Below are 14,044 nucleotides of genomic sequence, written 5' to 3'. Positions count from 1 at the left end.
CTATGTTTGAACAAACGATGACTAGGCTGCACGAACTTATGATTGTTCTGTATGCTATTAGTATTCTCTTTTATTTTATAGATTTCTTAAACAAAAACCGGAAGGCGAACCTGTTTGCCTTCTGGTTACTTGCGATTGTTTGGGTCCTTCAAACAATCTTTTTATTTCTATACATGATGAATACAGGCAGGTTTCCGGTCCTCACCATCTTTGAGGGACTTTATTTTTATGCCTGGGTGCTCATCACCCTGTCCCTGATCATCAACCGATTGCTAAGGGTGGATTTTACTGTCTTCTTTACAAATGTACTCGGTTTCATCATCATGGCGATCCATACCTTCGCTCCCGTTCAGGTGGAGTCCCAGGCGATGGCAGAACAGATGGTATCGGAGTTACTGCTGATTCACATTACGATGGCCATCCTATCATACGGGGCCTTCAGTCTTTCCTTTGTGTTTTCTCTGCTTTATCTCCTCCAGTTTAAATTATTAAAGGAGAAAAAGTGGGGACAGAGGTTATGGAGAATCAGTGATTTGTCCAAGCTTGAGAAGATATCTTATATCTCTAATTCCATCGGGGTGGCGATGCTTCTGTTGAGCCTGATATTGGGGCTGCAATGGGCATACATCAAACTCCCGGAATTTCTATGGTATGATCCAAAGATCGTGGGATCATTCATTCTATTAATTTTATATAGCATGTATTTATACCTTCGCATTAAAAAGAATGTCTTTGGTAAATCATTAGCGTTTCTTAATGTTGCAGCCTTCTTGATTATATTAATCAACTTTTTCCTAGCTAGTCGGTTGTCTTCATTTCATTTCTGGTATTCATAAGTTTTCAGGAGGTCATTATGAGAAAAATCATTGTTGGTTCAAGACGAAGTAAATTAGCCCTTACCCAAACCAATTGGGTGATCGATCAGTTGAAGGCAATCGACCCTTCTTACGATTTCGAAGTAAAGGAGATTGTGACGAAAGGGGATCAGATCCTGGATGTCACCTTATCCAAAGTCGGCGGTAAAGGATTATTTGTAAAAGAAATCGAGCAGGCGATGCTGGATAAAGAAATCGACATGGCCGTTCACAGTATGAAAGATATGCCGGCTGTTTTGCCAGAAGGACTGACCATCGGAAGCATCCCGGTTCGTGAGGATCACCGTGACGCGTTTATCAGTAAGAATCATGTTGCCCTCAAAGACCTCCCTGGCGGAGCGATCGTCGGAACGAGCAGTCTTAGGAGAGGGGCTCAGATCCTTTCTGTGAGACCGGATCTTGAGATCAAGTGGATCCGCGGCAACATCGATACACGCCTTTCCAAACTTCAGAATGAAGATTACGATGCCATCATCCTGGCAGCGGCGGGACTATCGCGCATGGGATGGACGTCGGATGTCGTAACGGAATTCCTTGATCCGGACCTTTGCTTGCCGGCAGTCGGTCAAGGGGCCCTTTCGATCGAGTGCAGAAATGATGACGATGAAGTTCTTGAACTGCTAGAGAAGTTCGCGTGCGAAGAGACAACGAGTACCGTGACGGCTGAACGAGCTTTCCTGCATAAGATGGAAGGTGGCTGTCAGGTGCCGATTGCGGGATTTGCCGAGCTGAAGGACAATGGAGATGTTGCATTGACCGGACTTGTCGCTTCTCCGGACGGACAGACGATCTACAAAGAATACATGACGGGTCCGGAACCGAAGGAAGTTGGAGAAAAAGTGGCTGAAAGTTTAACAAAACAAGGGGCAAAAGCCTTGATCGATCAGGTGAAAGAGGAGCTGGATCAATAATGAAGGGTAAGAGGCCTTTAGAACAAATAAAGGTTTTGATTACTCGTGGCAGTGAGGGATCCAGTGAAACCGGGTCGCTCATTGAAAACGAGGGAGGGGTGCCCATCTTGGTACCGCTCCTTCATTTTCACCCCCACATAGATCCGTTGGAATTATCGCTTCACACCACCTTACATACATACGAATGGATTATCTTCACCAGTAAAAATGGGGTGAAGTTCTTCCTGGAAGCATTAGAAAGAAGGGGGATCCCTTTATCCTCTTATACGGGGAAATTCGCGGCCGTCGGGACCAAGACGGAGCAGTACTGTCATAAATTCGGCATACCGATTTCATTTGTCCCGGAAAATTTCACAGGCGATGACTTCGCCGAGGAGTTCATTTCTAACGTGAAGCCTGATGGTCACGTCCTGATTCCAAAAGGGAATCTGGCAAGGAATGTGATTGCAACGGAATTGGCCTCAGCAGGAGTCAGCTGTCAGGAATGGATCGTTTATGAAACGGCCCTTCCAGAGAACAGCTTTGTCCAGTTGAAAACGATCATTGAACAAGAACAAGTGGATATCATTACATTTACGAGTTCATCGACGGTCCATCACTTTATGAAGGTCATCCGTCACTATTCCCTCTATGATCATATCAGGGACATTCCCATTGCGTGCATCGGCCCGATCACAAAAAAAACCGCGGAGCAATACGGATTACATGTAAAAATCTGTCCAAGCGTTTATACTGTAAATGAAATGGTGAATGAGATAAAAGAGTTCATCTCTGCCTATTAGCTATCAAACATTAGGAGGCTTTTATTATGAAAGACCTGCAATTTAATCGACACCGCCGCTTACGTCAATCGGAAACGATGCGTGCGCTCGTGCGGGAAACACATCTAAGAAAAGAAGATCTAATTTACCCGTTGTTTGTCGTGGAAGGGGAGAACATCAAGAATGTCGTTCCATCCATGCCGGGTGTTTATCATATTTCCCTCGATAATTTACAAGCTGAAATGGATGAAGTGGTTTCACTCGGGATCAAGTCCATCATTCTTTTCGGTGTTCCTGCTGAAAAAGACGAATTGGGGAAACAGGCGTATCATAACCATGGAATCGTCCAGGAGGCAACGCGTTTTGTGAAGGAGCGTTACCCGGATCTTGTTGTCATCGCCGATACGTGCCTCTGTCAATATACCAGTCACGGTCACTGCGGGATCGTCAAAGACGGGAAAGTCCTGAATGATGAAACCCTTGATCTGTTGGCCAAAACAGCGGTCAGCCAGGCTGAAGCCGGTGCAGACATCATCGCTCCGTCCAACATGATGGATGGATTCGTAGCAGCCATCCGTCACGGGCTGGACGAAGCAGGCTATCATGATGTGCCGATCATGTCATACGCTGTGAAATATTCATCAAGCTTCTATGGTCCTTTCCGTGATGCGGCTCACTCAACACCTCAATTTGGAGATCGCAGAACGTATCAAATGGACCCTGCGAACCGCATGGAAGCCCTAAGAGAAGCGCAGTCTGATATGGAGGAGGGTGCCGACTTCCTTATCGTGAAACCGGCCCTTTCGTATCTGGATATCATGCGTGAAGTGAAAGACCGTTTCAATGCACCGGTTGTCGCCTATAACGTAAGTGGGGAATACAGCATGGTGAAAGCAGCGGCTCAGAACGGCTGGGTGAACGAACAGGAAATTGTCATGGAGAAACTGACCAGCATGAAACGTGCAGGGGCAGACCTCATCATTACGTATTTTGCAAAAGACGTAGCAAACTGGTTATCCTAATTGGTGGAGAATTCCTGTCAGGATGACTGAACGATCACTAAAGGAGGAACCGATATTGCGTTCATATGAGAAATCGAAACAAGCATTCAAGGAAGCTGTAAACCTCATGCCCGGCGGAGTGAACAGTCCCGTCCGTGCATTCAAATCCGTTAAGATGGATCCGATTTTCATGGAAAGGGGAAAAGGATCGAAAATCTATGATATCGATGGGAATGAGTACATCGACTATGTCCTTTCCTGGGGTCCTCTCATCCTTGGTCACAGCAATGACCGGGTTGTGGAATCCATTAAAAAAGTGGCCGAAAACGGAACGAGCTTCGGTGCTCCAACAGAAATTGAAAATAAACTGGCTCAACTGGTGATCGACCGGGTGCCAAGCATCGAGATCGTCCGTATGGTGTCTTCAGGTACGGAAGCGACGATGAGTGCCCTGCGGTTGGCCCGTGGATACACCGGCCGCAATAAGATCATCAAGTTCGAAGGCTGTTACCACGGTCATGGCGATTCTTTATTAATTAAAGCGGGCTCGGGTGTCGCGACACTCGGTTTACCGGACAGTCCCGGTGTTCCTGAAGGGGTTGCAAAGAATACGATCACGGTGCCTTACAATGATCTGGAAAGCATCCGTTATGCCTTCGAACAATATGGTGATGACATTGCCGGTGTGATCGTCGAGCCTGTAGCCGGAAACATGGGTGTCGTCCCTCCACAACCGGGCTTCCTGGAAGGCCTGCGTGAGGTAACGGAAAATCATGGAGCACTATTGATCTTCGATGAAGTCATGACGGGCTTCCGTGTCGGCTATGGCTGTGCACAAGGCTATTATAATGTGACGCCTGACTTAACCTGCCTTGGTAAAGTCATCGGCGAGGGACTTCCTGTCGGGGCATACGGCGGAAAAGCGGAAATCATGGAAAGGATCGCGCCGAGCGGACCGATCTATCAAGCCGGAACCCTTTCAGGGAATCCGTTAGCCATGACCGCTGGATACGAAACGCTGAGCCAGCTCACTCCAGAAACGTATACCGAGTTTGCGCGCAAAGCAGATCTACTGGAAGAAGGCTTGAAGAAAGCTGCGGAAAAATACAACATTCCTCACAGAATCAATCGTGCAGGCTCCATGATCGGGATCTTCTTTACAAATGAAGAAGTTTCGAACTACGAAGGTGCCAAGTCATCCGATCTTGAGATGTTTGCCGACTACTACCGTGAAATGGCCCATGAAGGGGTCTTCCTGCCACCTTCACAGTTTGAAGGACTTTTCTTATCGACAGCCCACAGTGATGACGATATCGAAAAGACGTTGCAGGCAGCGGAAAGAGCGTTTGAAAAAATCAGTAAGAAGTAATGGTAGAAGCCGATCCTTTTGGGGTCGGCTCTTTTTTATGGATTTTCGTTTTCCTATCATATTCCTCCTTTCCGTTTCATAAAGTGATAATGGCATTGTTTACTATTTCTTTGTTTGGAACCTGAAAGGAGGAATTTTCTTTGTCACAAGAACAACAATCGTGCTTACGATTTTCTTTGGAAGAATCAATTTGGTTCAAAAAAGGACAGGAAGTTGAAGAATTGCTATCTATCTCCTTAGATCCTCATATAACGATACAAGAACAAGAGCAGTACGTACTTATCAGGGGCAGCCTCGATTTGACGGGTGAGTATTTACCGACATCACTTAGAGAAGAAGAGGAAGATGAGTTCGAAGCAGGCGGGAAGTTCGTGCAGACAGTGGAAAAGAGGGAGAAGGGTGAATATGAATTTGTCCACAGGTTCCCGGTGGATGTCACAATCCCGAAAAATAGGATTGCGAATCTGGGGGATATTGATGTATTCGTTGAGTCATTTGACTACATCGTCCCTGAAAATGCCTGTTTAAAGCTGAACGCTGACTTGACCATCACCGGCATCTACGGTGAACAGCAGGCTCACACTCCTCTTGAAGCAGAGTATGAAAGAGAAGAAGAATTCGAGCCTCTTTACCGCTCAAGTGCCGTAGCCCAAGCAGAAGAAGTGGAAGAGGCGGAGGAAGAAGTCGAAACCGAAGAAGAAGAAAGAGAAGAAGTGTACGAATACGAAAACTATCATGAAGAAGAAATTACAGGTTATGCTGAAGAAGACGAGGAAGAAGAGGACCAGGATGACGAGTATCAGCCGTTTAATCTGGAGGGGAGGACCCCACCGGCTGAGCAGGAAGATGAAATTCCTGTCCAGATTCAATACGATACACAGCCGGCTCCTTCCTATGAGGAAGTCGACTACCGGAAAGAGAATGTATTCCAGCTTCCTCAGCATGAGCTGAGTGAGTCGTCTGAAGAGCAGCCTGCTGAACCGAAGGCCGCTTATACGCCGCCTCCAGCACCTAAGTACAAGGAGCAGGAGATGGAAGAAGAAGAGTCCTCCTCCTCATCAGCCGTAGAAGCAGAGATGGAAGAGGAAGAAAAGGAAGAAAAGAAAAAGGCGAAGGGCAAAAAGAAGTATGAATCCATTTCATTGACTGATTTCTTTGCCCGGAAAGAAGAAGAACGGGGAGCGACTCTTCGGGTATGCATCGTCCAGGAGGGAGAAAACCTGGATTATATAGCGGAAAAATATGATTTGACCATTCCACAGCTATTAAGGGTGAATCAACTCGAAGCGAATCAGGACGTATATGCCGGTCAGGTTCTATATATCCCGAACAGCGAATTCGTTTTCAAGGGATAAAGGAAAATAGCAAGGTCACTCCCATCAGAGGACCATAGAAGCGAGTCAAAGTATCATAGTGGAAATGACGGGGCTGACACCAAATTCATTGGGGTTGGTCCGTTTTTTTTAGAAAAGTAATCGTAGAAGGTGAGAGAAATGGCGCAAACGCTGGAGGGATTGAAGCCTGTCTTGCAACCTTATGGGGTCGAACCTCATTTTGTTGAAAGTTACGGAAGGATTTCGAAGGTATTTTCAAATAAAGGCACTCTGGCCGTCAAACAGCTTCCTGCCCAAAATGGCGTGGACTTTGTCCGGAATGTACAAATGCTGTTTCAGCGGGGCTATAATCGGATCGTCCCGATTTATCCCACCATGGATGGCCGCTATGCTGTGTGGAATCAGGGGGATTTATACTACGTCATGCCGTGGCTGATGAACCAGGAAAGGGAAGATCAGTTTGAAAAGCATCAGAAGATGTTCAGGGAATTGGCGAGGCTCCACACTCTTTCCTCCCACGAAGTGAAAATCGATAAGGAAGAGAGAGAATCCCATTATGAGCAGCTCACGTCGAGATGGGATAAAGAGCAGGCGTTCCTGGATGAATACGTGGAAGCATGTGAAAAGACCACCTACATGTCCCCTTTTCAATTTCATTACTGCATGTATTACAAAGACGCTTCACAAGCGTTGAAGTTTTCCCGTAAAATGCTGGATGAATGGTATGAGGAGACGAAGGAGCTGGAAAAGGTAAGGACCGTGATCACTCACGGAAAGGTTTCGACGGAGCATTTTTTATTCGATGAAAGGGGCTTGGGGTATTTCCATAACTTTGAGAACTCCAAGATGGCGTCTCCTTTTCATGATCTGCTGCCGTTTTTATCGAGAACCTTGAAGACCTATCCTAAGTATTATGAGGAATGTATTGAATGGCTCACCACCTACTTTCAGCATTTTACCGTCCGGAATGAAGAGAGGCTCCTGTTCATGAGCTACCTGGCATATCCGAGCTCCCTCATTGCCGTGGTGGAAAAATACTTCCATACCCCGAAGGATAAGCGGAATGAACGGAAGTCCCTGAAGAAACTGCAACGTCACTACTGGCTCTTGAAGAATACTGAATACGTGGTCATGCGTCTCGATGAGATGGAGAAGCAGAAGAAAGAGCAGGCCGAACAGGCTGAATAAAAAAAGGACTGACGAATCCACTTTTCGTCAGTTCCTTAAATCCAATCAAAATATATGGCGAGGCCGATACCGATAAACAGGGTTAACAGAAGGACGTCAAACGTGGTCGGGAGCAGAATCGTGCGGATACCTTGGAAGATGGTAAAGGGTATGATGAATTGCTTACATATTAATCGGGCGTTCCCCATCCATTTCTGTAACGTGTACTGGTTGATTTTTTTCATCATCATCCACTCACTTTCCTGGGTGTATTCACTACTTTATCTTATGAAACCGGGATGGAATGGTGCCTATGTATGGGCAAAATGAATATTTTTCAATGAAAATGCCAATAATGATTGACGAAAGTTTATCTTATCCTATACTATAATGAGTAAATAAATAATCATGAAAAGCAATGAACAGGAAGAGTACATTGATCCTTACGTTCAGAGAGGAAAATCGTTTGCTGAGAGATTTTCTACGATAAGACATTGGAAGGTCGCCTGTAGAGCTGTTTCTATGAAATGAGAGTAGTAGAAGCCGGTTAAAAGCCGTTATAATCGTCGAGCGTTCAGGAGTCTTCTTTCTCCTGAGAAAAAAGGTGGTACCGCGAATGGAATCCTTCGTCCTTTTCACAGGACGGGGGATTTTTTTATTTTTTTAGAACGATATAGGAGGAAATCACATGGAAACTCAAGATCAACAATTATCAATGCCAACTAAATATGATCCGAAAGCCATTGAACAGGGCCGGTACAAATGGTGGCTCGAAGGCAAATACTTCGAAGCGACAAACGATAAGGAAAAAGAACCTTACACCATTGTCATCCCTCCACCGAACGTAACGGGGAAACTTCATCTTGGCCATGCCTGGGATACAGCATTACAAGACATCCTGACAAGAATGAAACGTATGCAGGGGTACGATGTACTATGGCTGCCGGGTATGGACCATGCCGGGATTGCCACACAGGCAAAAGTGGATGAAAAACTCCGCAGCCAGGGGATTTCACGCTATGACCTCGGTCGTGAGAAATTCGTGGAAGAAACGTGGAAATGGAAAGAAGAATATGCCGAGCACATCCGCCAGCAGTGGGCGAAAGTCGGGCTGGGACTCGATTACAGCCGCGAGCGCTTCACACTTGACGAAGGTCTGTCCGATGCCGTTCAAAAGGTATTCATCGATCTTTACAATAAAGGATTGATCTACCGCGGGGAATATATCATCAACTGGGATCCTGCGACAAAGACGGCACTATCCGATATCGAAGTCATTCATAAAGATGTACAGGGTGCATTCTATCATATGAGATATCCATTGGCTGACGGAAGCGGCCACATTGAAATCGCCACAACCCGTCCTGAAACGATGCTTGGGGACACGGCGGTTGCCGTACACCCTGAAGATGACCGCTACAAGCACCTGATCGGAAAGAACGTCATCCTTCCAATCGTAGGACGTGAAATCCCGATCGTCGGTGACGATTATGTGGATATGGAATTCGGTTCCGGAGCGGTGAAAATCACACCTGCCCATGACCCGAATGACTTTGAAATCGGTAACCGTCATAATCTGGAACGCATCCTCGTGATGAATGAAGATGGCACGATGAACGAGAAAGCTGATAAATATAACGGCATGGACCGTTTTGACTGCCGCAAGCAAATTGTGAAGGATCTACAGGACTCCGGTGTATTGTTCAAGATTGAAGAACATATGCATTCGGTTGGGCATTCCGAGCGTAGCGGGGCGATTGTCGAGCCTTACCTTTCAAAACAATGGTTCGTTAAGATGGATTCCCTGGCGGAAAAGTCAATCCAACTTCAAAAAGAAGAAAATAAAGTAAACTTTGTTCCGGACCGCTTTGAAAACACATATCTTCGCTGGATGGAAAATACACGCGACTGGTGTATCTCCCGTCAGCTCTGGTGGGGACACAGAATTCCTGCCTGGTATCATAATGAGACAGGGGAAATACATGTAGGAGAAGAAGCTCCTGAAGATTTGGAAAACTGGACACAGGAAGATGACGTACTGGACACATGGTTCAGTTCTGCACTATGGCCATTCTCTACATTAGGCTGGCCGGATACAAACGCAGAAGATTTCAAACGTTATTATCCGACAAGTACCCTTGTTACAGGCTATGATATCATTCCTTTCTGGGTTTCACGGATGATTTTCCAAGGGTTGGAGTTTACTGGAGAGCGTCCTTTCAAAGATGTATTGATTCACGGATTGGTTCGTGACGCTGAAGGAAGAAAAATGAGTAAATCTCTTGGCAATGGTATTGACCCGATGGATGTCATCGAAAAATACGGTTCCGACTCCCTTCGTTACTTCCTGACAACGGGAAGCTCACCAGGACAGGATCTGCGTTTTTCATTTGAAAAAGTTGAGTCGGTTTGGAACTTCGCGAATAAGATCTGGAACGCATCCCGTTTTGCCCTGATGAACATGGATGGCATGACATACGACGAAATCGATTTATCAGGTGAGAAGTCTGTTGCGGATAAATGGATCCTTACCCGATTAAATGAAACGATTGAAACGGTGACGCGCCTGGCAGATCGTTATGAGTTCGGTGAAGTTGGACGCTTACTATACAACTTCATCTGGGATGATTTCTGTGACTGGTACATTGAAATGGCGAAGCTGCCTCTATATGGCGAAGATGAAGCGGCGAAAAAGACGACCCGTTCCATCCTGGCTTACGTTCTCGACAACACAATGAGACTGCTGCACCCATTCATGCCGTTTATTACCGAGGAAATATGGCAGAACTTGCCGCATCAAGGCGAATCGATCACTGTAGCGGCCTGGCCGACGGTTGATGATAAGCTGACTGACAAAGGGGCAGCAGAAGAAATGAAGCTTCTCGTTGACATCATCCGCGCCGTACGAAATGTTCGTGCAGAAGTGAACACGCCGATGAGTAAACAAATCAACCTTATGCTGAAAGCCAAGGATGCACATACCCTGACGATCATCGAAAAGAATCAATCGTATATCGAGAAATTCTGTAATCCGGAAAAGCTTGAAATGGGAACGGATGTAGAAGCACCGGAAAAGGCGATGACGGCAGTCGTGACAGGCGTGGATCTGTACCTTCCACTAGAAGGACTGATCAATATCGAAGAAGAAATCGCACGACTTCAAAAAGAACTGGATAAATGGACGAAGGAAGTATCCCGTGTCCAAGGCAAGCTTAACAATGAAAAGTTTGTAAGCAAAGCCCCTCAGAAAGTAGTCGACGAGGAAAAAGAGAAAGAGAAAGATTATTTAGAGAAACAAGCGACTGTAAAAGCGAGGATCGAAGAGCTTAAATCGCTTTAATGTGATTGAATAAATAGAAGGTAAGGAAGAGGGCTTTAAAATCGGGTCTAATTGACAGGGGGGAACCCTCATCAACCAGGCCTGGATTGGGGCCCTTTTTCTAATGAAGCCTATGTGGGAGTGAAAAATTGATGAATTATGAACAAGCTGTCGCGTGGATCCACTCAAGACTCAGACTTGGAATCAAGCCGGGGTTGATGCGGATGAATCACCTGTTGGAGGAACTCGGGAACCCTCACCAAAAGCTGAAAACCGTCCATATTGCCGGTACGAATGGAAAAGGGTCCACCGTAACCTATTTGAGGAATGTGTTACAGGATTCAGGATACAGAGTCGGAACGTTTACCTCTCCTTATTTTGAACGTTTCAATGAACGGATCAGTATGAATGGAGATCCCGTCAGCGATGGTGATCTGACGCTGCTTGTCGAAAAGATTAAGCCTATCGCGGAAAAAATGGAACAATCAGAATGGGGTGCGCCCTCTGAATTTGAAGTCATCACGGCCATGAGCTTCTATTATTTTGCAGAGTTACAGCCCGTCGACCTCGTCCTTTATGAGGTGGGACTCGGAGGAAGACTGGATTCGACGAATGTCATCATTCCCATGGTTTCTGTGATCACGAGCATCGGTATGGATCATATGCAGTTTCTTGGGAACAGTTTGGAAGATATCGCATTTGAGAAAGCGGGAATCATCAAGCACGGTGTACCTGTCATTTCAGGGGTCCATCAACCAGAAGCAAGGAACGTCATCAAAGATAAAGCCCTTGAAAAGGAAAGTGAGCTATTTCAACTTGGGCAGGATTTTACTGCCGAGCGTGTCGCCTTGTTGGATAAAGGGGAAAGATTCGAGTATGGATCTCCCGTGCAGCATGACGAGTTCGATCTTTCCATGATCGGAACCCATCAAATCAATAATGCAGCCCTTGCCATCAAAGTCGCCGAGCTCCTTGTGAAAAATCAGGAGATGAAAATAGAACCGGAACACATCAAGACAGGATTAAAGAAGGCATCATGGCCGGGGAGGATGGAGGCATTATCCGCTACACGTGAGATTTACATTGATGGTGCCCATAATCCAGAAGGGGTGGATGCCCTTGTGAAGACGATCAACGAACGTTTCTTTCATAAAAAAGTGACCGTCCTTTTCTCGGCACTTCACGATAAAAAGTTAAGACCGATGATCTCTCAATTGGAAGAAGCCGTGGATGAGATCGGATTTACGACCTTTGATTTTCCGAGAGTGGCATCGGTTGAAGAACTTTACGAAGCTTCCGCGCACCCAAAAAAGGCAGAAGTCCATGATTGGAAGAAGTATCTTGAAGAGAAAATCGCCGTCATGGAAGAAGATGAAGTGCTGCTCATAACCGGCTCCTTGTACTTCTTATCGGAAGTGAAACCTTATTTACTTCCTTTATTGGAAAATTACAGAAAAAAGTAAGTGACTTTATTCGGGTGCTTTGATAAAATATTCTTAAACTTGTGACTATTTAACTAGTATAGTATGATCAGACTATATAAAATTCATTGTAAACCTATGGGGGATAGATATGACGTTACCATTGAAAAAAAAGCTGTACATATTGCTGGCATGGCTTGCGGTTGTACCGGCTGGTTTATATTTTACATATCAATACTATCCTCCTGAAAATATTGCAGGAAATGAGCTTGAGTTTATAACATTGGTGCTATTTGCCACTTTCATCCCCCTTATGCCGATCGTGATCAACGGTGCGACCATTTTCTTCATCCAGTGGGTGACACTCGTCGGGTTCATCAAGTATGGTCTATTTATTGAGATCGTATTGATGCAGTTCTCGATCATCCCCTTGCTCATAAGGCTCCGGGTGACGAAAAGCGACTGGCACAGGATTCCATTGAATTCACTGATGTTCTTTTTGGTTTCATATATCAGTGGGCTGATCTATTTTATGGTGGGAGGGGAAATCGCCGAAAGGGAACTCGGTCAGCTGATCTTACCGATCCTTTGTTATCAGATCGTATCCATTATGATCAATCAGGTCCTCCTCCTTCTCTATCATCATTATGTGGCTAACAATGACGTGCGTTTTTACAGTAAGGACTTTATATGGGATTTCACCGCCAATATGATCATGTTCCCTCTTTCTCTCTCACTCTACTATTTGACATTTGAACTGGGGGCGTTTGCCTCGTTGCTGATTGGAGTCCCGTTCGTGAGTCTCTCCATCATCTTAAAGCTCTATAATTCATCTGAGAATATCAATGAATACCTTCAAAAAGCAGGGGAAATCGGTCATCAACTCACAGAAAGCCTAAAGGTCAAAGAAGTCCTGGATATTTTCATCGAGAAAATCATCGAGACCCTCCCTGTCGAATATGCGTATATCCTCGATTGCCATGAGGAGGGGTTGGTGCTTCTCAGACGTTTTGAAAATGGGGAAATGAAATCGAATAACCTGCGTCCCCTCAAGAAAAATCAGGGGATCAGCGGAGTGGTCTGGGAAACGGGGAAATCCGTCCTGTATACGTCCCGGTCGGAATGGACCGACATCGCTGAAGGGTATATGCCGGAGGATGTGGAAAGCGTGTTATGCGTGCCCATCGTCAGGAGCCAGAAGGTGAGGGGAATCCTCCTTCTCGCTTCCTCCAAAAAGAAAGCGTATGAGAAATTCCAATTGATGATCGTCGATATCCTATGCTCCTATTTCGGGATAGCCATAGCCAATGCAAGGCACCATGAGCGGACGAAACAGAACAGTGAACGATGCGCTCTTACTGGCCTATACAATTACCGCTACTTCGAGGACCTTCTTTCAATGGAATACAATAATCTAGAGGCAGGAAAGAGAAAGAACCTGTCCCTCATCATGCTGGATCTTGATCATTTCAAAGTGATCAATGATAACTACGGGCACCAGAGCGGTAACGAAATCCTGATACAACTGGCCGAACGCTTACGCGCGTTGATTTCCACTAAAGGAACTGTGGCAAGATACGGCGGGGAGGAATTTGTGATCCTCCTTCCCGACACAGAACGGGAAGAAGCACTCCGCATTGCAGAATATGTCAGGGGCACGATTGCCAATCAGCCGTTCACGCTCCATGACAGCCTGGACGAATCCAACAAGCAGATGATGGTAAGAATTACGGCGAGCATAGGTGTATCGACTGCTCCCCAGGATGCAGACGACACCATGGCCCTTATCCGTCATGCCGACCGGGCGCTCTATACGGGGGCGAAGCAGGCGGGGAGGAATAGGGTGGCGCAGTATGTGAAATAAGGAAAAGGATGTCTAAAGTAAT

11 protein-coding genes and 1 other annotated feature are annotated in these 14,044 nt (G+C 45.9%); of the genes, 10 read left to right on the top strand and 1 reads right to left on the bottom strand.

Annotated features, from left to right (window positions below; all coding sequences use genetic code 11):
• The first annotated feature begins 2 nt into the window (after window positions 1-2).
• The 7 genes from ccsA (at window position 3) to ysxE (ending at window position 7,439) form a co-directional block, all read left to right on the top strand.
• Window positions 3-836 carry a cytochrome c biogenesis protein gene (gene ccsA / locus M1J35_RS18435; protein WP_034757155.1) on the top strand — a complete coding sequence of 278 codons (834 nt, stop codon included), beginning with the start codon at window positions 3-5 and terminating at the stop codon, window positions 834-836.
• A 17-nt stretch (window positions 837-853) separates the two neighbouring features.
• Window positions 854-1,786, top strand: coding sequence for a hydroxymethylbilane synthase (gene hemC, locus M1J35_RS18430; RefSeq protein WP_254651905.1), 933 nt, complete (start codon window positions 854-856; stop codon window positions 1,784-1,786).
• A complete protein-coding gene (locus M1J35_RS18425; protein ID WP_254651904.1) occupies window positions 1,786-2,568 on the top strand; it encodes a uroporphyrinogen-III synthase in 783 nt (260 codons plus the stop codon). Before hemC ends, M1J35_RS18425 begins: the two co-directional genes overlap by 1 nt.
• A gap of 26 nt (window positions 2,569-2,594) precedes the next feature.
• The gene (gene hemB, locus M1J35_RS18420; RefSeq protein WP_254651903.1) at window positions 2,595-3,569 is read left to right on the top strand and encodes a porphobilinogen synthase; all 975 of its coding nucleotides are present in this window, start codon (window positions 2,595-2,597) and stop codon (window positions 3,567-3,569) included.
• Window positions 3,570-3,624: 55 nt separating this feature from the next.
• A complete protein-coding gene (gene hemL / locus M1J35_RS18415) occupies window positions 3,625-4,917 on the top strand; it encodes a glutamate-1-semialdehyde 2,1-aminomutase (protein ID WP_254651902.1) in 1,293 nt (430 codons plus the stop codon).
• Between the two features lie 140 nt (window positions 4,918-5,057).
• Window positions 5,058-6,272 (top strand): stage VI sporulation protein D, encoded by a 1,215-nt coding sequence (gene spoVID, locus M1J35_RS18410; RefSeq protein ID WP_224519410.1) that lies wholly within the window; start codon window positions 5,058-5,060, stop codon window positions 6,270-6,272.
• A 138-nt stretch (window positions 6,273-6,410) separates the two neighbouring features.
• On the top strand, window positions 6,411-7,439 hold the full coding sequence (gene ysxE / locus M1J35_RS18405; RefSeq protein WP_254651901.1) for a spore coat protein YsxE: 1,029 nt from the start codon (window positions 6,411-6,413) through the stop codon (window positions 7,437-7,439).
• Between the two features lie 35 nt (window positions 7,440-7,474).
• Here the strand turns inward: ysxE and M1J35_RS18400 are convergent, their stop codons facing one another.
• Window positions 7,475-7,663, bottom strand: a complete 189-nt coding sequence (locus tag M1J35_RS18400; RefSeq protein WP_034760497.1) for a hypothetical protein — start codon at window positions 7,661-7,663, stop codon at window positions 7,475-7,477.
• Window positions 7,664-7,827: 164 nt separating this feature from the next.
• Window positions 7,828-8,055: a binding site (T-box leader), on the top strand.
• A gap of 51 nt (window positions 8,056-8,106) precedes the next feature.
• Here M1J35_RS18400 and M1J35_RS18395 point away from each other — a divergent pair.
• The 3 genes from M1J35_RS18395 to M1J35_RS18385 all read left to right on the top strand — a co-directional run bounded on the left by M1J35_RS18395 (window position 8,107) and on the right by M1J35_RS18385 (window position 14,022).
• Window positions 8,107-10,758 carry a valine--tRNA ligase gene (locus M1J35_RS18395; protein ID WP_254651900.1) on the top strand — a complete coding sequence of 884 codons (2,652 nt, stop codon included), beginning with the start codon at window positions 8,107-8,109 and terminating at the stop codon, window positions 10,756-10,758.
• A 131-nt stretch (window positions 10,759-10,889) separates the two neighbouring features.
• Entirely contained in the window at window positions 10,890-12,200 is a 1,311-nt protein-coding gene (locus M1J35_RS18390) for a bifunctional folylpolyglutamate synthase/dihydrofolate synthase (protein WP_254651899.1), read from the top strand.
• A 109-nt stretch (window positions 12,201-12,309) separates the two neighbouring features.
• Window positions 12,310-14,022: a sensor domain-containing diguanylate cyclase gene (locus M1J35_RS18385; RefSeq protein ID WP_254651898.1), complete on the top strand. Its 1,713-nt coding sequence runs from the start codon at window positions 12,310-12,312 to the stop codon at window positions 14,020-14,022.
• Window positions 14,023-14,044 lie beyond the last annotated feature (22 nt).

The sequence above is a fragment of the Rossellomorea sp. KS-H15a genome, assembly GCF_024195245.1.
GTDB classification, from domain to species: Bacteria; Bacillota; Bacilli; order Bacillales; family Bacillaceae_B; genus Rossellomorea; species Rossellomorea vietnamensis.
This window is presented reverse-complemented; position numbering and strand designations above follow the sequence as displayed.